23 protein-coding genes are annotated in these 21068 nt (G+C 59.2%); 14 read left to right on the top strand and 9 right to left on the bottom strand.

The window, feature by feature from the left end:
• Genes AB4O41_RS10340 through AB4O41_RS10330 form a run of 3 tightly spaced genes read right to left on the bottom strand, consistent with a single transcriptional unit; the run spans window position 1 to window position 2831 of the window.
• Complete coding sequence (locus AB4O41_RS10340; protein ID WP_367374499.1) at window positions 1-459, bottom strand: tripartite tricarboxylate transporter TctB family protein; 459 nt, start codon at window positions 457-459, stop codon at window positions 1-3.
• A gap of 58 nt (window positions 460-517) precedes the next feature.
• Complete coding sequence (locus tag AB4O41_RS10335) at window positions 518-1495, bottom strand: Bug family tripartite tricarboxylate transporter substrate binding protein (protein WP_460147644.1); 978 nt, start codon at window positions 1493-1495, stop codon at window positions 518-520.
• A gap of 43 nt (window positions 1496-1538) precedes the next feature.
• Window positions 1539-2831 (bottom strand): OprD family porin, encoded by a 1293-nt coding sequence (locus tag AB4O41_RS10330; protein WP_460147643.1) that lies wholly within the window; start codon window positions 2829-2831, stop codon window positions 1539-1541.
• A gap of 233 nt (window positions 2832-3064) precedes the next feature.
• Here AB4O41_RS10330 and AB4O41_RS10325 point away from each other — a divergent pair, with 233 nt between their 5' ends.
• Window positions 3065-3736 carry a response regulator gene (locus AB4O41_RS10325; protein ID WP_007898613.1) on the top strand — a complete coding sequence of 224 codons (672 nt, stop codon included), beginning with the start codon at window positions 3065-3067 and terminating at the stop codon, window positions 3734-3736.
• Entirely contained in the window at window positions 3729-5117 is a 1389-nt protein-coding gene (locus AB4O41_RS10320; RefSeq protein ID WP_460147642.1) for a sensor histidine kinase, read from the top strand. The genes AB4O41_RS10325 and AB4O41_RS10320 overlap by 8 nt, the downstream gene beginning before the upstream one ends.
• 60 nt (window positions 5118-5177) lie before the next feature.
• On the opposite strand, the gene AB4O41_RS10315 is transcribed toward AB4O41_RS10320, so the two are convergent.
• The gene (locus tag AB4O41_RS10315; protein WP_460147641.1) at window positions 5178-5999 is read right to left on the bottom strand and encodes an HDOD domain-containing protein; all 822 of its coding nucleotides are present in this window, start codon (window positions 5997-5999) and stop codon (window positions 5178-5180) included.
• Between the two features lie 35 nt (window positions 6000-6034).
• Complete coding sequence (gene ygfZ, locus AB4O41_RS10310) at window positions 6035-6976, bottom strand: CAF17-like 4Fe-4S cluster assembly/insertion protein YgfZ (protein WP_460147640.1); 942 nt, start codon at window positions 6974-6976, stop codon at window positions 6035-6037.
• A gap of 148 nt (window positions 6977-7124) precedes the next feature.
• Between ygfZ and AB4O41_RS10305 the strand changes: the two genes are divergently transcribed.
• Window positions 7125-7379 carry an FAD assembly factor SdhE gene (locus AB4O41_RS10305; protein ID WP_217856610.1) on the top strand — a complete coding sequence of 85 codons (255 nt, stop codon included), beginning with the start codon at window positions 7125-7127 and terminating at the stop codon, window positions 7377-7379.
• A complete protein-coding gene (locus AB4O41_RS10300) occupies window positions 7363-7815 on the top strand; it encodes a protein YgfX (RefSeq protein ID WP_460147639.1) in 453 nt (150 codons plus the stop codon). The genes AB4O41_RS10305 and AB4O41_RS10300 overlap by 17 nt, the downstream gene beginning before the upstream one ends.
• Here AB4O41_RS10300 and nadB read toward each other — a convergent pair.
• The gene (nadB, locus tag AB4O41_RS10295) at window positions 7784-9400 is read right to left on the bottom strand and encodes an L-aspartate oxidase (protein WP_367374505.1); all 1617 of its coding nucleotides are present in this window, start codon (window positions 9398-9400) and stop codon (window positions 7784-7786) included. The genes AB4O41_RS10300 and nadB overlap by 32 nt on opposite strands.
• A 556-nt stretch (window positions 9401-9956) precedes the next feature.
• Here nadB and rpoE point away from each other — a divergent pair.
• The 4 genes from rpoE (at window position 9957) to AB4O41_RS10275 (ending at window position 13805) form a co-directional block, all read left to right on the top strand.
• Complete coding sequence (gene rpoE / locus AB4O41_RS10290; protein WP_003172477.1) at window positions 9957-10538, top strand: RNA polymerase sigma factor RpoE; 582 nt, start codon at window positions 9957-9959, stop codon at window positions 10536-10538.
• Between the two features lie 30 nt (window positions 10539-10568).
• The gene (locus AB4O41_RS10285; RefSeq protein WP_460147638.1) at window positions 10569-11156 is read left to right on the top strand and encodes a sigma-E factor negative regulatory protein; all 588 of its coding nucleotides are present in this window, start codon (window positions 10569-10571) and stop codon (window positions 11154-11156) included.
• A gap of 8 nt (window positions 11157-11164) precedes the next feature.
• On the top strand, window positions 11165-12127 hold the full coding sequence (locus AB4O41_RS10280; protein WP_123721945.1) for a MucB/RseB C-terminal domain-containing protein: 963 nt from the start codon (window positions 11165-11167) through the stop codon (window positions 12125-12127).
• Window positions 12128-12374: 247 nt separating this feature from the next.
• A complete protein-coding gene (locus AB4O41_RS10275; protein WP_460147637.1) occupies window positions 12375-13805 on the top strand; it encodes a DegQ family serine endoprotease in 1431 nt (476 codons plus the stop codon).
• 90 nt (window positions 13806-13895) lie between these two features.
• Here the strand turns inward: AB4O41_RS10275 and AB4O41_RS10270 are convergent, their stop codons facing one another.
• Window positions 13896-15329, bottom strand: a complete 1434-nt coding sequence (locus AB4O41_RS10270) for a M48 family metalloprotease (protein ID WP_460147636.1) — start codon at window positions 15327-15329, stop codon at window positions 13896-13898.
• Window positions 15330-15427: 98 nt separating this feature from the next.
• Here AB4O41_RS10270 and AB4O41_RS10265 point away from each other — a divergent pair, with 98 nt between their 5' ends.
• Together AB4O41_RS10265 and AB4O41_RS10260 are read left to right on the top strand one after the other, a co-directional pair.
• The gene (locus AB4O41_RS10265; protein WP_020300476.1) at window positions 15428-15667 is read left to right on the top strand and encodes a sulfurtransferase TusA family protein; all 240 of its coding nucleotides are present in this window, start codon (window positions 15428-15430) and stop codon (window positions 15665-15667) included.
• A 31-nt stretch (window positions 15668-15698) separates the two neighbouring features.
• The gene (locus AB4O41_RS10260; protein ID WP_192344364.1) at window positions 15699-16769 is read left to right on the top strand and encodes an AI-2E family transporter; all 1071 of its coding nucleotides are present in this window, start codon (window positions 15699-15701) and stop codon (window positions 16767-16769) included.
• 126 nt (window positions 16770-16895) lie between these two features.
• Here AB4O41_RS10260 and AB4O41_RS10255 read toward each other — a convergent pair whose 3' ends face one another.
• On the bottom strand, window positions 16896-17369 hold the full coding sequence (locus tag AB4O41_RS10255; RefSeq protein ID WP_218398183.1) for a peroxiredoxin: 474 nt from the start codon (window positions 17367-17369) through the stop codon (window positions 16896-16898).
• 10 nt (window positions 17370-17379) lie between these two features.
• Window positions 17380-17940, bottom strand: coding sequence for a glycine cleavage system transcriptional repressor (locus AB4O41_RS10250; protein ID WP_007898662.1), 561 nt, complete (start codon window positions 17938-17940; stop codon window positions 17380-17382).
• A gap of 36 nt (window positions 17941-17976) precedes the next feature.
• Between AB4O41_RS10250 and AB4O41_RS10245 the strand changes: the two genes are divergently transcribed.
• Genes AB4O41_RS10245 through AB4O41_RS10230 form a run of 4 tightly spaced genes read left to right on the top strand, consistent with a single transcriptional unit; the run spans window position 17977 to window position 21041 of the window.
• The gene (locus tag AB4O41_RS10245; protein ID WP_460147635.1) at window positions 17977-18270 is read left to right on the top strand and encodes a hypothetical protein; all 294 of its coding nucleotides are present in this window, start codon (window positions 17977-17979) and stop codon (window positions 18268-18270) included.
• Complete coding sequence (gene dapA / locus AB4O41_RS10240; protein WP_367374511.1) at window positions 18267-19145, top strand: 4-hydroxy-tetrahydrodipicolinate synthase; 879 nt, start codon at window positions 18267-18269, stop codon at window positions 19143-19145. The genes AB4O41_RS10245 and dapA overlap by 4 nt, the downstream gene beginning before the upstream one ends.
• A 17-nt stretch (window positions 19146-19162) precedes the next feature.
• The gene (gene bamC / locus AB4O41_RS10235; RefSeq protein ID WP_460147634.1) at window positions 19163-20278 is read left to right on the top strand and encodes an outer membrane protein assembly factor BamC; all 1116 of its coding nucleotides are present in this window, start codon (window positions 19163-19165) and stop codon (window positions 20276-20278) included.
• A gap of 4 nt (window positions 20279-20282) precedes the next feature.
• Complete coding sequence (locus AB4O41_RS10230) at window positions 20283-21041, top strand: MBL fold metallo-hydrolase (RefSeq protein ID WP_223487906.1); 759 nt, start codon at window positions 20283-20285, stop codon at window positions 21039-21041.
• Window positions 21042-21068: the final 27 nt, after the last annotated feature.

The raw sequence follows: 21068 nt of genomic DNA, 5'->3' as shown, positions 1-21068 counted from the left end.
TCAGTTCTCCAGAACGTCGAGCACGCCCAGCGGCAGTGGCACGTCCATCAACTTGTCGAACAGCAGATAAAGACCGATGGCCATCAGGCTGATGATCACCGCGCTGGGTAGCCAGCGGCCGCCATACAGGCGTGCCATCGGGACACCGATCAGAATGCTGGCGACGATGAAACCCAGAGGTTCGAAGGTCCCGGCGAACACCAGCAACAGCAGCACGCAAATGCCGATTTTGGTCAGGGTTTCGCGGTCCAGTTTCGGGTCATCGTCGCTGTGCACGATCGGCGCCGGTCGAAACACCATGTACAGCAACGCCAGGCCCATCAGGCCGAGCATTAGCAGAGGGAAGGCCCGAGGCCCGACCGGTTCGTAGGAAAAAGCCGCTTGATACGGCCACGCCATCAATGCCAGGCCGATACAGGCCAGCAACAGCACCGAAGCGAAAATGCGTTGTATGAGCATGAGGAACTCCTGGGCCACGACCCCGAGAACCGGGGTCGTGGCCGCTAGACAGAGGCGATCACTGGATCAGGCCGAACTCTTTGGCCAGCACTTTGTAGTCCGCGACCTGCTTCTTCACATAGGTGTCCAGCTCCGGGCCGGTCATGGCAAAGGGGAACAGTTCACGCTGATCGCGCAACTTGGCGAAATCCTCGGAGGCCAGCAGTTTGTCGAAGGCGTTTTTCCACCAGGCGTAGTCTTCGTCGCTGACTTTTGGCCCGAGGTAGAAACCGCGAACCACCGGCCAGACGATGTCGTAGCCTTGCTCTTTAGCGGTCGGAATGTCTTTCATTTCCGGCTCGTCCAGACGCTTCTCGGAGAACACCGCGAGCAGGCGCATGTCGCCGCTCAGGATGTGTGGCATGGAGTCGGAAATGTCGGTACTGCCGACCTGGATGTGGCCACCGAGCAGGGCAGTGGCGATTTCACCGCCGCCTTCGAGGGCGACATAACGCAGGTCGCGCGGGTTGATCCCGGCTGCCTTGGCGATCAGTGCGGTTTGCATCCAGTCCTGGCTGCCGACGGTGCCGCCGGAACCGATCACCACTTTGCTCGGATCTTTCTTCAGCGCCTGAACCAGATCGTCCAGGGTCTTGTAAGGCGAATCGCTTTTCACCGCGATGGCGCCATAGCTTGTGCCGACGGCGGCGAGCCAGCGGACGTTGGTTTCATCGAAACGACCGAACTTGCCTTGCGCCAGGTTCAGCAGCGAACCGCTGGACCATGCCACCAACGTGCCGGCATCGGCCGGGCGCTGAGCGACCACCGCGTTGTACGCCACCGCGCCGACACCGCCGGGCATGTAGGTCACGCGCATCGGTTTAGTCAGCAGTTTTTCGTTGACCAGCGCGCTTTGCGCCAGTTTGCAGGTGAGGTCGAAACCGCCGCCCGGCGAGGCCGGGGCGATGCATTCCGGACGTTTCGGTTCGGCCATCAATTGGCCGGCAAACAGTACACAGCTGGCGGCTAGAGCAACTTTACGCAGTGATAAGTTCATTTGAGTCTCCACGGGCATTCATTATTGTTATTGAACGTGATGTTTACCAAAGGGCAACGCTATAGCTCACCAGCAGACGCACTTCATCGGCATCGCGAGCAGAGTAGTTGGAGCGGTAGGTGGCATTGCGCAGGCGTACAGCGACGTCTTTCAGGGCGCCACTTTGTACGACGTATTTGATCTCCGTGTTGCGTTCCCACTCCTTGCCTTCGTCACCGTTCTTGAGCTTGATGTTGTCACCGCTCACGTAACGGCTCATGAAGCTCAGGCCGGGAATGCCGAGTTTGGAGAAGTCGTAGTCGTAACGTGCCTGCCAGGAGTGTTCTTCGGCACCGGCAAAGTCATTGATCTGCACGAAGTTGACCAGGTACGGATCGCTGCCGTCGACGTAGGGGAAAGCGCTGTCACCGGACATGTGTTGATAGCCGGCGCTGAGTTTATGCCCGTTCAAGGCGTAGCTCACCAGACCGTTGAGGGATTTGTTATCGATTGGACCGCCACGGGCTGCGCCCTCGTCATCACTGATGGCCAGGCGCAAGTCAGTGCCGACTGTGCCGGGACCGAACGGTTGCGACGCGACAACGCCGAGGAAGTGCTGGTTGTAGACTTCATCGAGTTGGGCGAAGTGGTAGCTGCCGGTGATCTTGTCGGTGAACTTATAGTCCAAACCGCCAAAGTCAAAGTGCTTGCCGGCCACGGTGCCGGCGAAACGGCTGTTCTTGTTGTTGAGGGCGATGTCCTCGAAGTCGGTGCTGTCGCGGTCCTTGGCTTTCTCCAGACGCCCGCCGGTGAAGGTCAGGTTCTTGATCTCTTTGGAGGTCAGCAGGCCGCCTTCAAAGGTCTGCGGCAGAATGCGCCCGTCGTTGGGCTTGAGGATCGGCAATTCCGGAATCAGGCTGCCGACTTTCAGCTCCGTGGCGGAGATTTTCACTTTGCCGGTCAGGCCGAGCTTGGAATATTCATCCGCCGCGCGACCGTCGTCATGGGTCGGCAACAGGCCGGTGCCGGTGCGGTCCGGACTTGAATCGAGTTTTACTCCCAGCATGCCCAACGCATCGACACCGAACCCCACGGTGCCGTCGGTGTAACCCGATTGCAGATTGAGCATGAACCCCTGGGCCCATTCGTCCCGCTTGGATTGCTGGGCGCTGGTGCCGTCGCGAAAGTCGCGGTTGAAATACATGTTGCGGGTTTCGAAGGTTGCCGTACTGTCTTCGAAGAAGGCAGCCTGGCTCAACGGCGAAAAGCCGGCGAGAGCGGCGGCACTGGCAAGGGCGGTGTGGCTGAGGCGGGAAAAACGCGCAGGCGGGCGAGCCTGAAGCTGCATGGACAGCATGGTGACGTACTCCGTTTATTGTTCTTATTGGCGAAAACGCTTCGAGGCGTTTTTCGTACGCTATGTGCGGTAGCGACGGCAGTCGAAACTGTCCGTGGCTGGACTCTAACCGGCCAACCTTTCGCTAACCTTTCAGCTGACTTTCACGGTTTTCGGGCTTCACAGCGACGGATGCGGCTGTAAACTCCGCGCCAAAGAATGGCGTCGACCATCCCTGAATGAGGTAAAGATCCATGCGTGTTCTGCTCGTCGAAGACCACCTGCAACTTGCCGAAAGTGTCGCTCAGGCGCTCAAGAGCACCGGCCTGACCGTGGATGTGCTGCACGACGGTGTGGCGGCCGACCTGGCCTTGAGCAGCGAGGAATACGCCGTGGCGATCCTCGATGTCGGCCTGCCGCGCATGGATGGCTTCGAAGTGCTGGCGCGCCTGCGAGCCCGGGGCAAGAACCTGCCGGTGCTGATGCTGACCGCCCGCAGCGACGTCAAGGATCGGGTCCATGGCCTGAACCTTGGGGCTGACGATTACCTGGCCAAACCCTTCGAGCTGACAGAGCTCGAAGCCCGGGTCAAAGCCTTGCTGCGCCGCAGTGTGCTCGGCGGTGAACGCCAGCAGCGTTGTGGTGTGCTGGCCTATGACTTGGACACCCGGCGCTTCACCCTTGGCGAAGAATTGCTGACCCTGACCTCCCGCGAACAAGCGGTGCTCGAAGCCCTGATCGCCCGTCCCGGTCGGGTGATGAGCAAGGAGCAACTGGCCGCCCAGGTTTTCGGTCTGGATGAGGAAGCCAGTCCCGATGCCATCGAAATTTACGTTCACCGCTTGCGCAAGAAACTCGATGGTCAACCGGTAGCCATCGTGACCTTTCGCGGCCTTGGCTACCTGCTGGAAAGCCGCGATGCATAAGCTCAGCAGCCTGCGTTGGCGGTTGCTGTGGAACCTCGCGCTGTTGCTGGTGGTGTTGATGCTCGCCAGTGGTTTGAGCGCGTACTGGAACGGCCGCGAAGCCGCTGATACTGCGTATGACCGGACCTTGCTGGCCTCGGCGCGGACCATCGCCGCCGGCCTGTCCCAGCGCGACGGCAGCCTCAGCGCCAACGTGCCTTACGTGGCCCTCGATACGTTCGCCTACGACAGTGCCGGACGGATTTTTTACCTGGTCAATGACATCAATCAGAAGCTGATTTCGGGCTACGAAAACCTGCCACCGCCGCCGCCGGGAACGCCACGTACCGATGATTATCCGGCGCTGGCGCGTTTCTATAACGCCACTTATCAAGGGCAGAACGTGCGAGTGGTCAGCCTGCTCAAAGCGGTCAGCGAGCCGAACATGAACGGCATGGCGGAAATCCGCGTGGCGGAAACTGATGAGGCGCGGGTCCGCATGGCTCGCAGCCTGATGGCTGACACTTTGTTGCGTCTGGGCATGCTGGCGATCGGTGCGTTGCTGATGGTGTGGTTTGCGGTCAGTGCGGCGCTGCGTCCGCTGGAACGCTTGCGCACGGCGGTGGAAGAACGTCAGCCCGATGACTTGCGGCCCTTGCCGTTGGTAGAAGTGCAGCATGAGTTGGGGCCGCTGGTGCGTGCGCTCAATCACTTTACCGAGCGTTTGCGCGGGCAGTTCGAGCGTCAGGCGCAGTTCATCGCCGATGCCGCCCATGAGTTGCGTACCCCGTTGGCGGCGCTCAAGGCACGACTCGAACTGGGCATGCGGTCGAATGAACCTGAAACCTGGCGCAACACCCTGGAAACCGCCGCCCAGAACACAGATCGCCTGACTCACCTGGCCAATCAATTGCTCTCGCTGGCACGGGTCGAGAATGGCGCCCGGGCTATCGCCGAGGGCGGTGCGCAGTTGCTCGACCTCAGTCAGTTGGCCCGGGAACTGGGCATGGCCATGGCGCCGCTGGCCCATGCACGTGGTGTGGCGCTGGCGCTGGAAGCCGACGAACCGGTGTGGCTGCGCGGCGAGCCGACGCTGTTGAACGAGTTATTGAGCAATCTGGTGGACAACGCGCTGGCCCATACGCCACCGGGTGGCAATGTGATCCTGCGGGTCATGGCGCCGGCGGTGCTGGAAGTCGAAGACGATGGCCCGGGGATTCCCCTTGAAGAGCGGGATCGGGTGTTCGAGCGTTTTTATCGGCGTAACGAACAGGTGGCCGGGTCGGGGTTGGGGTTGGCCATCGTCGGCGAGATCTGCCGTGCCCACCTGGCGCAGATCAGCCTGCACGATGGCGAGCAGGCGGGGCTGAAGGTGCGGGTGAGTTTTATCGCGGGAGAGTAATGGTGTTTGTTTTGGCCCCATCGCGAGCCTGCTCGCGATGGGCGCGACGCGGTCCCTTGATCAGTAAAACATCGAGCGCGACTCTTCCAGATCTTTGCACATCGCCTCGTTATCCAGATCGATCCCCAGCTTCTTGAAGGCTGGCACGCCGAGCAAGTCGATACGGGCCAGTGGATGATCGGTGTCCTTGTGGCAATACAAGCTGGCCACTTGCACCAGATCGACATAATCGACCCGTTCCGATTGCCGCTTGAAATCCAGATACAGCCCCGGCAATTGCACCAGCATTTCCGGAAACTCCCAGACCCTGAGCAATTTATCGCCGAGTAGCGGATGAATCCGGTCGATCACATGGTTGAGGCTGATCGGGTCAGACAGCAATTCATAGTGATCTTCGGCATAGGTCAGGATCGGCAGTACACCAATCTGATGCACCAGACCGCCAAGGGCTGCCTGATCAGGCTTGAGTTGCGTATAACTGCGGCACAACGCGTAACTGACGCCGGCGATTTCCAGGCTTTTGCGCCAGACCTCGCGCATCTTCTGTTCCACCACTTCGGAACGGGCATTGAAGATCTGTTCCATCACCAGGCCAATGGCCAGGTTGCTACTGTAATTGACGCCCAGCCGGGTGATGGCCGTGTGCAGGTCAGTCACTTCCTGGGTCGCGCGCAGCAACGGGCTATTGACCACTTTGATCAGGCGCGCCGACAGCGCGGTATCGCGGCCAATCACTTTGCTCAGTGTGGTGACACTGATTTCCGGGTCTTCAGCGGCCTTGCGAATCTGCAGGGCCACTTCCGGTAACGTTGGCAGAACCAGGTCATCGTTATCGATGGCCTCAACCAAATCCTGTTGGACCTTATCCGCCAGCTCGATCATTTCTTTTCTCTAGGGTATTGCGACAAGTGCTGCTGTTAACGCTGGATTTCGCGATCACGATCCAGTTGGTAAGGCAGGTCGAGCAGATGCAGGCCAGGACCTTCGAGTGCGCCAAGGTGCAGGTTGCCATCTTCTGCCGCTTCGGCTTGCAGCACCGCAAGGAGTTCAATGTTTTGCCCGGCGCGGGCGGCCAGCACCACTTCACCGATCGAACTGCCGTGGGTCGGGGAGAACAATTGGGTGCCGGGCTCCGGTAATTCGCTGGCCTCCAGTTGCAGGCGATACAGCCGGCGCTTGAGCTTGCCCAGATACTGCATGCGCGCGACGATTTCCTGGCCGGTGTAGCAACCTTTCTTGAAACTCACACCACCGACGGCTTGCAGATTGAGCATCTGCGGGATGAACAGCTCGCGGGTGCTCGGCATGACCTGACCGATCCCGGCGCGGATCTGGCCCAACAGCCATTGGTTCAATTCACCTTCGACCAACAGAGCAGACAGCTTGCCCTTGATGGTGTCGGCTTGATCGGCACGAACCCAGAGTTCAGCGCGATCAGGCGAGACGCGAAGGGCGATCAGGCCATCATTGCGCACCACGCTGTCGGTTTCTGCCGGTAGTTCCAGGCCCAGGCTGGTCAGTGCCGCATCGCCATGCTGAAGGCCAAAGCGAACCCAGCTGGCACTTTCATCGGTCAGTTTCGATTTGGAGAATACGGCGTACTTTTTCAGGTCCGCCAGTTGCGGCTCCAGCAGTTCGCTGGCCATCGCCATGAGCACGCCGTCGCCTTCCAGCAAAATGCGGAAACTCGACTGCATCCGGCCTTTCTGCGTGCAGCGCGCACCAAGGCTGGCCTGGGTATCGCTCAGATAATCAAGGTTGCAAGTCAATTGGCCTTGCAGGAATTTGCCGGCATCCGCGCCGCGTACCGCGAGAACGCCTTCGTGAGACAGGGTGCAGAAAAAAGCAGAATCGGCCATGGGTCATCGCAGGGTAAAGAGTCCGAGGGACATCATAAGGGGGCGCCCATGAAATGGGTAGTTCACAAAGGATCGTCGGTCCCGACCAAAGCCGACTGTTAGGCTCGCTTTGGGGCTGTATACTTGCCGCCTATTTGAGGAGCGCTCCATGGTCGAACAAGTTGAACTGAATCGCCTCTACTGGCACAGCCGCCGCGGCATGCTTGAGCTTGACGTATTGCTGGTGCCGTTTGTGAAAGAGGTTTACCCGCACCTCAACCAGGTGGATCGTGATCTGTACGTCCGTCTGCTGACGTGTGAGGATCAGGACATGTTCGGCTGGTTCATGGAACGTGCCGAATCGGAAGATCCGGAGCTGCAACGCATGGTTCGCATGATCCTGGATCGTGTCCAGCCCAAGTAACGCGTTCGAATGCCGCTGGCATGCCTCACGGCAGTTGCTGGCGGCGTATCTTCTGGCCCAGCTATTCGCGCTGGGTTCGTTGTCTCTTCTTTCCCTACCAGTCTGGGCCAGTTTGCTCGGCGCTTTTTGCTGCCTGGCTCATGGCGCCTGGGCATTGCCGCGACAGATTCTGCTGACACACCCGCAAGCGTTTCGGGGCTTGCGTCGTGATGCCGATGGTTGGCAGTTGTGGAATCAGGCGGTGGGTTGGCAGCCCGTGCAGCTGCGACCGGACAGTCTGGCGTTGCCATTGATTGTGGTTCTGCGTTTTCGTCTGCGCGATGAGCGACGGGTCAGGGCGATCTGTGTGCCGCGCGATTCGCAGGCGGCGGATATGCACCGACGCCTGCGGGTTCGGCTCAAGTTCAGTCGGCGTAGGTGGGCGGCACCAGAATAGTGTCGAGGGCGACCGGCAGCATGTTCGGGTAATCGAGGGTGTAATGCAGGCCACGACTTTCCTTGCGCTCCATGGCTGACTGAATCATCAGCTCGGCCACCTGCGCCAGGTTACGCAGCTCGATCAAATCCCGGCTGACCTTGTAGTTGCTGTAGAACTCGTCAATTTCGTCCAACAACAGACGCACCCGGTGCTGAGCCCGTTGCAGGCGCTTGTTGGTGCGCACGATGCCGACGTAGTCCCACATGAATCGCCGCAGTTCGTCCCAGTTGTGCGCAATGATCACGTCTTCGTCGGAATCGGTGACCTGGCTCGCATCCCAAACGGGCAGGGCGGTCGGAATCGATACGTCTGGCAACTGCTCAAGAATATCTGCTGCTGCCGAACGGGCGTAAACGAAACATTCCAGCAGCGAGTTGCTGGCCATGCGGTTGGCGCCATGCAGGCCGGTGAAGCTGGTTTCACCAATCGCATACAGGCCCGGCACATCGGTGCGGCCCCGCTGATCGACCATCACGCCGCCGCAGGTGTAGTGCGCCGCCGGCACCACCGGGATCGGTTGTTTAGTGATGTCGATGGAGAATTCCAGGCAGCGTTCATAGACCGTCGGGAAGTGCGTTTTGATGAAGTCTTCGGGCTTGTGGCTGATGTCCAGGTAGACGCAGTCGATACCCAAGCGCTTCATCTCATGGTCGATGGCGCGGGCGACGATGTCCCGTGGTGCCAGCTCGGCCCGCGGGTCGAAGCGCTGCATGAAGCGTTCGCCATTAGGCAGCTTCAGATGTCCGCCTTCGCCGCGGAGGGCTTCGGTGATCAGAAAACTCTTGGCTTGCGGGTGATAAAGGCAGGTGGGATGGAACTGGTTGAACTCCAGGTTCGCCACCCGGCAGCCCGAACGCCAAGCCATGGCAATGCCATCACCGCAGGCGCCGTCGGGGTTGCTGGTATAGAGATAGACTTTTGCCGCGCCGCCCGATGCAAGGATCACGAAGCGCGCGCCGTAGGTGTCGACTTCACCGGTGCTGCGGTTGAGCACATAGGCGCCGAGGCAACGATCGCCTTCAAGACCGAGGCGCTTTTCGGTGATCAGGTCGACCGCGACTCGCTGCTCCAGCAGTTCGATGTTGGGACGCTGTTTGGCCTGATCGAGCAGGGTTCTGAAGATGGCCGCGCCCGTCGCATCGGCGGCGTGGATGATGCGCCGATGGCTATGACCGCCTTCGCGGGTCAGGTGAAACTCGAAACCACCGTCTTCGGTGCCGGACTGTTCATCGCGGGTAAAGGGCACGCCTTGGTCGATCAGCCATTGAATCGCCTCTCTGCTGTGCTCGACGGTAAAGCGCACCGCGTCTTCATGGCACAGGCCACCACCGGCGTTGAGGGTGTCATCGACGTGGGATTCGACAGTATCAGTGTCATCCAGAACGGCAGCGACGCCGCCCTGGGCCCAGAAGGTTGAGCCATTGGCAAGGTCGCCTTTGCTCAATACGGCGATGCGCAAATGACCGGGCAAGGTCAGCGCAAGGCTCAAGCCGGCAGCGCCGCTGCCAATTACCAGAACATCGTGTTGAAACTGTTGGCTCATTTCAGGATTCCGCTCAAAGCGACCCGGGACGGGGTTGGCGCAAGACAGCTGGATCGGCGAGTCAAGACAGCCACACAGCCCACTAGTATATAGAGGGGGGATCGGCACAATAGCCGGGCCAGCATGGCATTGTGAAACTACTGTGACGGAAAAGGCTGGACGCTTCGTCGGAAGTTTTTTTGAGGGCTTCGGCGACAAGGTGACTGTATCGTGGATTTAACAGTCTTTTTCTCTTCACAGTTGCACAATGTCGGTTTCGGGCAGCTATAAATATGGAACTTTTGCCAAAGGCCCAAGATCAATAGAAGGTTGCCTGAAACAAGGGACAGTGTCGGCTTCGGTGCGGGACTTGCGGTTGGGTCCTTGCTGACGAATCCGATGACAAGATTATTCGCGCAGCCGGGTTATCCCGCGCTGCGCTTTTCGTGCGTGCCAAATCAGAGCGCGCAGGAAACTTGCTTGAAGGGGGAGAACTTTTGCGAAAAGCCCGAGTCTATGTTTGCAAGTCTGGTCGTTCAGTAATGCAAGCCTCCTTCGAGCTTATCGAGGAGTGTTCATGCTAACCCAGGAAGAGGATCAGCAGCTGGTCGAGCGCGTTCAACGCGGCGACAAGCGAGCTTTCGATCTGCTAGTGCTGAAATACCAGCACAAAATTCTCGGGTTGATCGTGCGGTTTGTGCACGACACCCATGAAGCCCAGGATGTCGCACAGGAAGCCTTTATCAAGGCATACCGTGCACTTGGTAATTTTCGCGGAGACAGCGCGTTTTATACGTGGCTTTACCGCATCGCCATCAACACGGCGAAAAACTATCTGGTTTCACGCGGCCGCCGGCCGCCGGATAGCGATGTCAGTTCCGAGGATGCAGAGTTCTACGATGGCGATCATGGCCTCAAGGATCTCGAGTCGCCAGAACGTGCATTGCTGCGGGATGAGATCGAAGGCACCGTCCATCGAACCATTCAGCAACTGCCAGAAGATTTGCGTACGGCTTTAACTTTACGTGAATTCGATGGTCTGAGTTACGAGGACATTGCCAGCGTCATGCAGTGTCCGGTGGGTACCGTGCGCTCCCGGATTTTCCGCGCTCGGGAAGCCATCGATAAAGCCCTGCAACCGTTGTTGCAGGAAAACTGAGACAGCGGCGACAGCCAAGAGAGGAACGCCATGAGTCGTGAAGCCCTGCAGGAATCGCTGTCCGCAGTGATGGATAACGAAGCGGACGAATTGGAATTGCGTCGGGTGTTGAATGCCTTCGACGATGTTGAAACCCGCGATACTTGGGCTCGTTACCAGATCGCTCGGGCAGTTATGCACAAGGATTTGTTGCTTCCTCGTCTGGACATCGCTGCGGCAGTCTCTGCTGCGCTGGCTGACGAAGCCGTACCGGCAAAAGCCTCTCGCGGCCCATGGCGCAGCCTCGGTCGTCTGGCAGTCGCTGCTTCGGTGACCATTGCCGTGCTGGCGGGTGTTCGTCTGTACAACCAGGACGAGATCGCCGGTGTCGAGTTGGCCCAGCAGTCCAGTCAACCGGGTCTGGTCGCTCCTCAGGTCAAGGGGCCCGCTGTATTGGCAGGCTACAATGAGAGTTCGGAAGCCACTGGCCCTATGGCCAACGGCGTATTGCAAGGTCAACCAGGCTGGCACGATCAGCGTCTGCCAGGTTACTTGCGCCAACATGCTCAACAAGCTGCACTGAAAGGTACTGAGAGCGCTCTGCCTTACGCTCGTGCAGCAAGCCTGGAAAACCGCTAAGGAGGATCATGCGCGCCATACCTCTACTTACGCTTCTGCTCAGTGGCTGGTTTGTTGTTCCAGCCCACGCCGATGAAGCCCAGGACTGGCTGAAGCGTCTGGGACAGGCCGAGCAAACGCAGAGCTTTCACGGTACTTTCGTCTACGAGCGTAACGGTAGTTTCTCTACCCACAACATCTGGCATCGCGTCCAGGATGGCAAGGTCCGCGAGCGTTTACTCCAGCTCGACGGCTCGGCACAGGAAGTCGTGCGCATTGATGGGCATACTCAATGCGTGAGCGGCACCCTGATAGCAGGGCTGGGGGACTCACCCAACTCCACCGCTCGTGCACTCGATCCACAAAAGCTAAAGAATTGGTACGACCTTGCCGTCATTGGCAAGTCGCGTGTGGCCGGGCGTGCGGCAGTGATTGTGTCGTTGACGCCTCGCGATCAACACCGCTACGGTTTTGAATTGCATCTGGACAAGGAAACCGGTTTGCCGTTGAAGTCATTGTTGCTCAATGACAAAGGGCAACTGCTGGAGCGGTTCCAGTTCACCCGACTGGATACTGCCGAGGTGCCTTCCGACAGCGATTTGCAGGCAGGTTCTGATTGCAAACCCATTACCCTCGACAGTGACAAGGCTTCCGCCGTCAAAACTGCGCAGGTCTGGCATTCGGACTGGTTACCGCCAGGTTTCGAGCTGACCAGCAGTACCTCTCACAAGGACCCGGAGACCAAAGCCCAGGTCAACAGTCTGATGTTCGACGACGGTCTGGCCCGATTCTCGGTGTTCCTTGAGCCGTTGAATGGCGCAACAGTCACTGACACGCGCACCCAACTGGGGCCAACCGTTGCTGTTTCCCGGCGATTGACTACTCCGCAAGGCGAGATGATGGTGACCGTGGTCGGTGAAATACCGATTGGCACTGCCGAACGGATTGCGTTGTCCATGCGCAACGATGCCGCGGCTACCAGCAAGCAGTGAGCTGATCAGCCATGCTCCTCAATCGGGCTTTTGATTGTGCGGGAGGTCAGCAATGCCTATCCCGCCATTGACGCCTCGAAATGTTTTGCCGAGCATTTTCATTTGCAAATATCCCCAAAATTTTTTATAGGTCAGAACCCCTCGGCTCTGGCCTTGTTTGTTGTTCCCGGAACAAAAATACCGGCGTATCGTTTCCGGTGTTCCTTGCTCCATATCGCTTAACCATGCTCGTCGTAACGGGAGCCGTATGTCGATACCACGCTTGAAGTCTTATCTCTCCATTTTTGCCACCGTGCTGGTGCTCGGTCAGGCGGTCGCTGCGCAAGCGGTCGAGTTGCCTGACTTCACACAGTTGGTCGAGCAAGCCTCGCCCGCGGTGGTTAACATCAGTACTACCCAGAAGCTGCCGGACCGTAAGGTGTCCAGCGAGCAAATGCCTGATCTTGAAGGGTTGCCGCCGATGCTGCGCGAATTCTTTGAGCGGGGCATGCCGCAGCAACCACGTTCCCCTCGTGGCGATCGTCAGCGTGAAGCGCAATCCCTGGGCTCGGGCTTTATCATTTCGTCCGACGGCTACATCCTGACCAACAACCATGTGATTGCCGATGCCGACGAGATTCTCGTGCGCCTCGCCGATCGCAGTGAGTTGAAGGCCAAGCTGATCGGTACCGATCCGCGCTCCGACGTCGCTTTGCTGAAAATCGAAGGCAAGGATCTGCCGGTTCTGAAGCTTGGCAAGTCGCAAGACCTGAAAGCCGGTCAATGGGTCGTGGCCATCGGTTCGCCGTTCGGCTTTGATCACACGGTGACCCAAGGTATTGTCAGCGCCATCGGCCGCAGCCTGCCGAACGAAAACTATGTGCCGTTCATCCAGACCGACGTGCCGATCAACCCGGGCAACTCCGGTGGTCCGCTGTTTAACCTGGCCGGTGAAGTGGTCGGCATCAACTCGCAGATCTACACCCGTTCCGGCGGCTTCATGGGCGTGTCCTTCGCAATCCCTATCGATGTGGCGATGGACGTTTCCAATCAGCTGAAAAGCGGCGGTAAAGTCAGCCGTGGCTGGTTGGGCGTAGTGATCCAGGAAGTGAACAAGGATCTGGCCGAGTCGTTCGGTCTCGAGAAGCCGGCCGGTGCGCTGGTGGCTCAGATCCAGGATGACGGTCCGGCTGCCAAGGGTGGCCTGCAAGTGGGCGACGTGATCCTCAGCATGAACGGTCAACCGATCGTCATGTCCGCCGATCTGCCGCATCTGGTGGGCGCGCTGAAGGCTGGCTCGAAAGCCGATCTTGAAGTGATCCGCGAAGGCAAGCGCAAGAACGTTGAGCTGACCGTCGGCGCTATCCCCGAAGAAGGCAAAGAGTTGGAAGCCCTGCCTAAATCCAGCGCCGAGCGCAGCAGCAATCGCCTCGGAGTTTCCGTGGCCGAGTTGACCGATGAGCAGAAGAAAACCCTCGACCTCAAGGGTGGTGTGGTTATCAAGGAAGTTCAGGAGGGTCCTGCTGCCCTGATAGGCTTGCAGCCGGGCGATGTGATCACTCATCTGAACAACCAGGCGATCGGCTCCTCCAAGGAGTTCACGGACATTGCCAAGGCGCTGCCGAAGAACCGCTCGGTGTCGATGCGGGTTCTGCGTCAAGGTCGCGCCAGCTTCATCACCTTCAAACTGGCTGAATAAACCGGTTGTCGGCTGAATAAAAAACCGCCTCGAAAGAGGCGGTTTTTTTGTACCTGCATTTTTTGCTACTGAGCTTTATATCTGAAGACGTTAGCCCATCATGTCCTTGACCATACGTTCCTGCTCCATCAACTCACGTTGCCGTGCGTCGATGCGCGATGACAGCGGGAAGTTGCTGCCAGCCTTGCGCTTGGCGAAGTCCAGTTGCTGGATCGCCTGGCGATAGTCGCCGACCAGTGCAAAGTACTCCGCGCGAGCCTGATGCAGGCCGATGATGTTGCCCGACAGACCGCGAGTCTCGGCCACCATATACCAGACGTCCGGATCATCGGGGCGGCTCTTGAGTAGATTCTCCAGCGCTTTTTCCGCCTCGGCCGCTCGATTCTGCTTGAGCAGCAGGTCGACGCGCACCTGATTCAGCGGGTAGTTGCCGGGGTATTGAGTGAGCATCCGGTCGACCCGTGATTGAGCATCGGGCAGACGATTATTGGTGATGTCGAGATCGACCTGCGCCAGGTTGTAGATGATCTCGTTCGGCGATTTGGCCAACAGCAGCTTGAGATTCTCGCGAGCCTCATTCAGCTGGCCGCCCTTGATCTGGGCGATCGCCAAGCCGTAGCGCGCGACGTCATTTTTCGGGTTTTCATCGAGTTGGGCCCGGAAGCGCTTGGCGCCCAGACCAGGGGTTTCTTCATAGATCAGCTGCACCCGCGCCCGAATCAGCTGGTAACGCATACTGTCTTCGATACCGCCCGGCTTGGCCTGTTCGGCGCGGTTGCGGGTATCGGCGATCCGCGACTCGGTTACTGGGTGAGTCAGGAGAAATTCCGGTGGCTTGGCGTCAAAGCGGTACTGGCGCATCAGTCGTTCGAACATGGTCGGCATCGAATGCGGATCGTAACCGGCCTTTTCCAGATTCATGATGCCGATACGGTCGGCTTCCTGTTCGTTCTGGCGCGAGAAGCGTCGTTGTTCCTGAATCGCCGCCGCTTGAGTACCAGCAATGGCCGCGATCCCGGCATCGCCTGCACCGGCCGCGGCAATTACGATGCCGGCCAGCAGCGCAGCCATCATGGGCACTTGCATGCGTTGCGACGCTTCGACACCGCGCGCGAAGTGACGCTGCGACAAGTGAGCCAGTTCGTGGGCCAGTACCGAGGCATATTCGCCCTCGGTCTGGGCATTGAGGAACAAGCCACCATTGACGCCGACGATCCCGCCTGGCGCAGCAAAAGCGTTCAGCTGCGGGCTGTTGATCAGGATGAATTCCAGGCGCCGGTCATTGACCTGGCTGGTCTCCACCAGCCGGTAGACGCTGGATTCGACGTAATCCTTGAGTTGTGGATCGTTGAGCTGCGACACCTGGCTGCGCAACAGCGCCAGCCACGCACGGCCCAGTTGGTGTTCCTGTTGCGGCGAGACGATGGCAGAACTGGCGTCACCGAGTGACGGCAAGTCGTCGGCGAAGCCTGGTGAGGCGAGCAGGCAAGCGAGCGTCAGCAGGGTAGGGCGCAAAAAAGTCATGCACAAAGCCTTAGTCGACAAAGACCTTACTGTAGCCGGACACTACGCTTGGGACCAGATATTCTAAGCGGCTTAACCCCCTGCCCCGGAGTGATTCGATGACTGATGCTGTAGCTCACGACGCCGAACTGGACGCCAGCGGTCTGAATTGTCCGTTGCCGTTGCTGAAGGCCAAACTGGAACTCAACCGACTGGCCAGCGGTGCGGTACTCAAGGTAATCGCTACCGATGCAGGTTCCCAGCGCGACTTTCGCACCTTTGCCCGATTGGCCGGTCATACGCTGCTTCGTGAAGAAGATGAGGCGGGCGTTTACCGCTATTGGTTGAAAAAAGCCTGAAACCTGCTGCGTTCGTTTCTAAGGATTATTGATGTTCAAGGTGTTACGCGACTGGATTCAGCGCTACTTCTCGGATGAAGAGGCCGTGGTGCTGGCGGTGCTGCTGTTTCTGGCATTTACCGCTGTGCTCACCCTGGGTGGAATGCTCGCGCCGGTACTGGCCGGTATGGTGCTGGCGTATCTGATGCAGGGTCTGGTGGTGACCCTCGAACGCCTGCGCGTGCCGGGTGGCGCGGCGGTGGGGCTTGTCTTCGCGTTGTTCATGGGACTGTTGCTGGTCTTTATCATCATCGTGGTACCACTGCTCTGGCACCAACTGATCACATTGTTCAACGAATTGCCCGGCATGCTCGCCAAGTGGCAGTCGCTGCTGTTGTTGCTGCCCGAACGCTATCCGCACCTGGTATCGGATGAGCAAGTGCTGCAGGCGATCGAAGTGGCGAGGGGCGAGATCGGCAAGTTCGGCCAGTGGGCGCTGACATTCTCGCTGTCGAGTCTGCCGCTACTGGTGAACATCATGATCTACCTGGTGCTGGTGCCGATCCTGGTGTTCTTCTTTCTCAAGGACCGGGAGATGATCGGCCAGTGGGTGCGCGGTTATCTGCCGCGCGAGCGGGCGCTGATCACCCGGGTCGCCCAGGAAATGAATCGGCAGATCGCCAATTACATTCGCGGCAAGGTCATCGAAATCTTCATTTGCGGTGGCGTGACTTACATTGCGTTCGTGGCGCTGGGGCTCAACTATTCGGCTCTGCTGGCGTTGCTGGTGGGTGTTTCGGTGGTGGTGCCTTACGTCGGGGCGGTGGTGGTGACCGTGCCAGTGCTGCTGATTGCGCTGTTCCAGTGGGGCTGGAGCGATCAGTTCATCTATTTGATGGCGGTCTACGGGATCATCCAGACACTTGATGGCAACGTGCTGGTGCCGCTGCTGTTCTCGGAAGCGGTCAACCTGCATCCGGTGGCGATCATTTGTGCGGTGCTGTTGTTTGGCGGGTTGTGGGGTTTTTGGGGCGTGTTCTTTGCCATTCCCCTGGCGACCTTGTTCAAGGCTGTGCTGGATGCCTGGCCGCGCAAAGAGCCGATGGTGGCGCCGCTGCTTTAACGGTCAGTGCTCGTTATGCGGTGAGGCTGATGGCCTCATCTCGAGCAGGCTCGGTCCCACAAGGTTTGCGCAAATCCTGTGGGAGCGAGCCTGCTCGCGATGGCGTCCGAACGGGCACTAGATGAATCAGGCTTTATTGAGGGCCTGAGCAGCAGCCAAAACCGCATCCACATGCCCCGGCACCTTCACACCGCGCCATTCCTGACGCAGCACGCCGTTCTTGTCGATCAGGAACGTGCTGCGATCAACGCCCATGTATTCCTTGCCGTAGAGCTTTTTCAGCTTGATCACGTCGAATTGCTGGCACAGCGCTTCTTCCTTGTCACTGATCAGTTCGAAGGTAAACGCCTGCTTGGCCTTGAAGTTTTCGTGGGATTTCAGGCTGTCGCGAGACACGCCGAAAACTTCGGTATTGGCGGCTTTAAAGGCTTCAAGCTGATCACGAAAACCCTGGCCCTGGGTGGTGCAGCCCGGCGTGCTGTCCTTCGGATAGAAGTAAATCACCACTTGCTTGCCTTTGAGGCCCGCGAGGCTGACGGATTGCCCGCTGGTGGCGGGTGCTTCGAAGTCGGCAACCGGTTGGTCGATGGCTACGGCCATGAAAGCTTCCTTACATTGGGTTTTGTGGGCGCCACGGTTCAATCAGTGCGTCCAGGTTCATGGCGTCGGCGAAATCCAGGAACTGATCACGCAACCAGCTGATCTGGGTGCCGGCCGGCAAGGTCACGGTGAACGTGGCGTTAAGCATGGTGCCGCCGGTCTGTGGGGCCTGGTAGGTGTCACAGGTCAGGTTTTCCAGCTCGACGTTGTGGTCCATGAAGAACTGGCACAGCTCGTTGATGATGTCCGGGCGGTAGGCCGAACTGACGTAGGCAACGTACGGCAGGGCTTGGGGACGGTTCTCCAGGGCAGCGCTGCGGACCACGTTAACGGTGAAGGCGTGCCGTTTGGCCAGCACTGGCAGGCTGCCTTCGAGGCGCGCCAAGGCGTCCCAGCTGCCCGAGATTTCAAGGATCAACGCACTGCATTCGCCATGGCGCGTCAGCCGAGAGGTGACCACGGCGCAGCGGTTTTCATGGCTGGCGCGGCACAGGACGTTAGTCAGCTCCATGGGGTTGGCGCCGAGGGCACTGATGACAAGGAATTGTTCGCGAACTGTGGGGGTGGACATGCAGCATTCCTAAAGCGATGAGCGGTCGATACCTTTATGGGCTTTTTTTACCGGGACGAGCCTGCGGATGCGAATTCAGAAAACCCGGCCGAAGGTTGCAACATGCTCCAGTATGGCAAGAGCGAGGGGTGGCAACGCTGGATCGGGGCTTGTGATGCCGAAAATGGAGGCTGGAACGCGGCGTACGAGCTTATCAGTACCGATCAAAGTCTGAAGGGTAGCGAAAAGCAGCGCCAAGGGGAATGGCGGCAGCGCAGTACTTCGCTTGTACAAGCATCTTGGCGCCAGTACCATTACCGCTCTCTTTTTCCGGCAGGAGCGGTTGCATGATTGCGGGCAGTATGGTGGCACTGGTCACACCCATGGATGCACAGGGTCGTCTCGACTGGGACAGCCTGAGCAAACTGGTGGACTTCCACCTGCAAGAGGGCACCAACGCCATCGTGGCGGTCGGCACTACAGGTGAGTCGGCCACGCTTGACGTGAACGAGCACATTGAAGTGATTCGTCGCGTGGTTGCCCAGGTTGCAGGGCGTATTCCGGTGATCGCCGGTACGGGCGCCAATTCGACGCGCGAAGCGATCGAACTGACAACCAACGCGAAGAACGCCGGCGCCGACGCGTGCCTGCTGGTAACCCCTTATTACAACAAGCCGACGCAAGAAGGCCTGTACTTGCACTTCAAGGCCATCGCTGAAGCCGTCGACATTCCGCAGATTCTCTACAATGTGCCGGGCCGTACCGCGTGCGACATGCAGGCCGAGACGGTGATCCGCCTGTCGACCGTGAAGAACATCATCGGCATCAAGGAAGCCACGGGTGACCTGCAACGCGCCAAGGACATCCTGGCCGGCGTGAGCAGCGACTTCCTGGTTTATTCCGGCGACGACGCGACTGCGGTCGAGCTGATGCTGCTGGGTGGCAAGGGCAATATTTCGGTGACCGCCAACGTCGCACCGCGCGCCATGAGCGACCTGTGCGCCGCTGCGATGGCCGGCGATGCCGTCAAAGCCCGGGCGATCCACGAAAAGCTGATGCCGCTCAATAAAACCCTGTTTATCGAATCCAACCCTATCCCCGTGAAATGGGCTCTGCATGAAATGGGCTTGATGCCGGACGGTATCCGTCTGCCGCTCACCTGGCTCAGTGCTGCCTGTCACGAACCGCTGCGGCAGGCCATGCGCCAGTCCGGCGTCCTGGTTTAATTGAGGAAGTACTACGCATGAAGCGAATGGCCGGACTTTCCGCACTTGCCTTGATTATCTCCAGCACCAGTGGCTGCGGATGGATCTGGGGCCCGGAAGGTTACTTCCGTGACCGTGGTAGCGATTACCTGGAAGCGCAACAGACTGCACCGATGCAACTGCCACCGGACGTCAGCACCGCCAAGCGTCTGGATCCGCTGTTGCCGATCCCGCGCAACGTGGCCGATGACACCGCCAAGGGCGAATACATCGTGCCTCGTCCGCAGCCATTGTCGGCATCGGCTGACGCCAGTGCCTACTCCCTGCAGAAGAGCGGCGACTCACGTTCGATCCTTGCTCAGAACCCGCCGGCCGAAGTCTGGCCCGTGGCCGTGCAGTTCTTCCAGGACAACGGTTTCCGTCTGGACGAGCAACGCCCGCAAACCGGTGAATTCACCACCAGCTGGCAGCATTCCGACGAACTGTCCGCAGCAATGGCCAAGCGTCTGAGCGCGGCCGGTGTCGGCGCCGACAGTGAAAGCCGTGTACGGGTGCGTATCGAGCCGGGCGTGCAGCGCAACACCAGTGAAGTCTACGTGGTCAGCGCCGAGCGTCCTGCCGGCAGCACCGCCAATGTGGATTTCACCAATCGTTCGGTCAACACCGGCCTGGACGCAGCCCTGGTCGACGACATGCTCGCGAGCATGAGCCGCACCGCGGAGAAGGGTGGTTCGGTCTCCATGCTGGCCTCTCGTGATTTCGATACGCCAAGTCGTGTCAGCCTGACCGAAGATGGCAGCGGCAACCCGGTGCTCAACGTCGGTTCCGATCTGGATCGTGCCTGGTCGAGTGTCGGTCGTGCGCTGGAACAGGGCGAATGGCGTGTTGAAGACATCAACCGCAGCCTGGGCCTGTACTACATCAACCTCGCCGAAAAAGCCGAGAAGAAAGACGAGAAGCCTGGCTTCTTCAGCAGCCTGTTCGGCAGCGCGCCGAGCAAGGAAGAAGTTGACGCCCGCGCCGAGCGTTATCAGGTTCGCCTGAGCAAGGTTGGCGAGAACGTCCAAGTCACCGTCGAGAAAAACATCAACACCGTGGCGCCAGCAGACGTGGCGCGTAAAGTGTTGAGCGTGATTCAGGACAACCTGGGCTGATCACATGCGTTTTGCCGTTCTCGGCAGCGGTAGCCAAGGGAACGGCACGCTGATAGCCAGCGATGACACGTATGTACTGGTGGATTGTGGTTTCTCCTTGCGAGAAACCGAAAAACGCCTGCTGCGACTGGGTGTGAACCCTGCGCAGCTGAGCGCGATACTCGTGACCCACGAACATGCCGACCACGTGCATGGCGTGGGTTTGCTGTCTCGGCGTTACAATCTGCCTGTCTACCTCAGTCGCGGGACCCTGCGCGGGATGCGCAAACCGATTGAACCCGCAGGCTTTCTGGCTGGCGGCGAGCAACTGCAAATCGGCAACCTGAGCATCGGCGTCATTGCCGTGGCGCATGATGCGCAGGAGCCGACGCAGTATGTCTTCAGCGACGGTCAGCGGCGTTTCGGCCTGTTGACCGACCTGGGCTCGTATTGCAACACGGTGCTGGACGGCTACCGGGACCTCGATGCATTGATGATCGAGTCCAACCATTGCCGTGACATGCTGGCTCGCGGTCATTACCCGTACTTTCTCAAGCAGCGGGTGGGCGGTGAATTGGGACATTTGAACAACCATCAGGCGGCATTCCTGGTGGCCGAGTTGGGTTGGCAGGGCCTGCAACATCTGGTCCTGGCCCATCTGAGCAGCAAGAACAACCTGCCGCAGCTGGCCCGGCAATGTTTTGTCGACACCCTCGGGTGCGACCCGGACTGGCTGCAACTGGCCGATCAAGATTCAGGGCTCGACTGGCGACACATCGCCTAGCCCACCTACTTAGCAAGCGGAGCCCAT

The sequence above is a fragment of the Pseudomonas sp. S2_A02 genome (genome assembly GCF_054668495.1).
This window is presented reverse-complemented; position numbering and strand designations above follow the sequence as displayed.

Excerpts from the sequence above, each read along its gene's own strand:
- AB4O41_RS10340 (WP_367374499.1), bottom strand. The coding sequence starts at position 459 with ATGCTCATACAACGCATTTTCGCTTCGGTGCTGTTGCTGGCCTGTATC.
- AB4O41_RS10335 (WP_460147644.1), bottom strand. The coding sequence starts at position 1,495 with ATGAACTTATCACTGCGTAAAGTTGCTCTAGCCGCCAGCTGTGTACTG.
- AB4O41_RS10330 (WP_460147643.1), bottom strand. The coding sequence starts at position 2,831 with ATGCTGTCCATGCAGCTTCAGGCTCGCCCGCCTGCGCGTTTTTCCCGC.
- AB4O41_RS10325 (WP_007898613.1), top strand. The coding sequence starts at position 3,065 with ATGCGTGTTCTGCTCGTCGAAGACCACCTGCAACTTGCCGAAAGTGTC.
- AB4O41_RS10320 (WP_460147642.1), top strand. The coding sequence starts at position 3,729 with ATGCATAAGCTCAGCAGCCTGCGTTGGCGGTTGCTGTGGAACCTCGCG.
- AB4O41_RS10315 (WP_460147641.1), bottom strand. The coding sequence starts at position 5,999 with ATGATCGAGCTGGCGGATAAGGTCCAACAGGATTTGGTTGAGGCCATC.
- ygfZ (WP_460147640.1), bottom strand. The coding sequence starts at position 6,976 with ATGGCCGATTCTGCTTTTTTCTGCACCCTGTCTCACGAAGGCGTTCTC.
- AB4O41_RS10305 (WP_217856610.1), top strand. The coding sequence starts at position 7,125 with ATGGTCGAACAAGTTGAACTGAATCGCCTCTACTGGCACAGCCGCCGC.
- nadB (WP_367374505.1), bottom strand. The coding sequence starts at position 9,400 with ATGAGCCAACAGTTTCAACACGATGTTCTGGTAATTGGCAGCGGCGCT.
- rpoE (WP_003172477.1), top strand. The coding sequence starts at position 9,957 with ATGCTAACCCAGGAAGAGGATCAGCAGCTGGTCGAGCGCGTTCAACGC.
- AB4O41_RS10285 (WP_460147638.1), top strand. The coding sequence starts at position 10,569 with ATGAGTCGTGAAGCCCTGCAGGAATCGCTGTCCGCAGTGATGGATAAC.
- AB4O41_RS10280 (WP_123721945.1), top strand. The coding sequence starts at position 11,165 with ATGCGCGCCATACCTCTACTTACGCTTCTGCTCAGTGGCTGGTTTGTT.
- AB4O41_RS10275 (WP_460147637.1), top strand. The coding sequence starts at position 12,375 with ATGTCGATACCACGCTTGAAGTCTTATCTCTCCATTTTTGCCACCGTG.
- AB4O41_RS10270 (WP_460147636.1), bottom strand. The coding sequence starts at position 15,329 with ATGACTTTTTTGCGCCCTACCCTGCTGACGCTCGCTTGCCTGCTCGCC.
- AB4O41_RS10265 (WP_020300476.1), top strand. The coding sequence starts at position 15,428 with ATGACTGATGCTGTAGCTCACGACGCCGAACTGGACGCCAGCGGTCTG.
- AB4O41_RS10260 (WP_192344364.1), top strand. The coding sequence starts at position 15,699 with ATGTTCAAGGTGTTACGCGACTGGATTCAGCGCTACTTCTCGGATGAA.
- AB4O41_RS10255 (WP_218398183.1), bottom strand. The coding sequence starts at position 17,369 with ATGGCCGTAGCCATCGACCAACCGGTTGCCGACTTCGAAGCACCCGCC.
- AB4O41_RS10250 (WP_007898662.1), bottom strand. The coding sequence starts at position 17,940 with ATGTCCACCCCCACAGTTCGCGAACAATTCCTTGTCATCAGTGCCCTC.
- AB4O41_RS10245 (WP_460147635.1), top strand. The coding sequence starts at position 17,977 with ATGGGCTTTTTTTACCGGGACGAGCCTGCGGATGCGAATTCAGAAAAC.
- dapA (WP_367374511.1), top strand. The coding sequence starts at position 18,267 with ATGATTGCGGGCAGTATGGTGGCACTGGTCACACCCATGGATGCACAG.
- bamC (WP_460147634.1), top strand. The coding sequence starts at position 19,163 with ATGAAGCGAATGGCCGGACTTTCCGCACTTGCCTTGATTATCTCCAGC.
- AB4O41_RS10230 (WP_223487906.1), top strand. The coding sequence starts at position 20,283 with ATGCGTTTTGCCGTTCTCGGCAGCGGTAGCCAAGGGAACGGCACGCTG.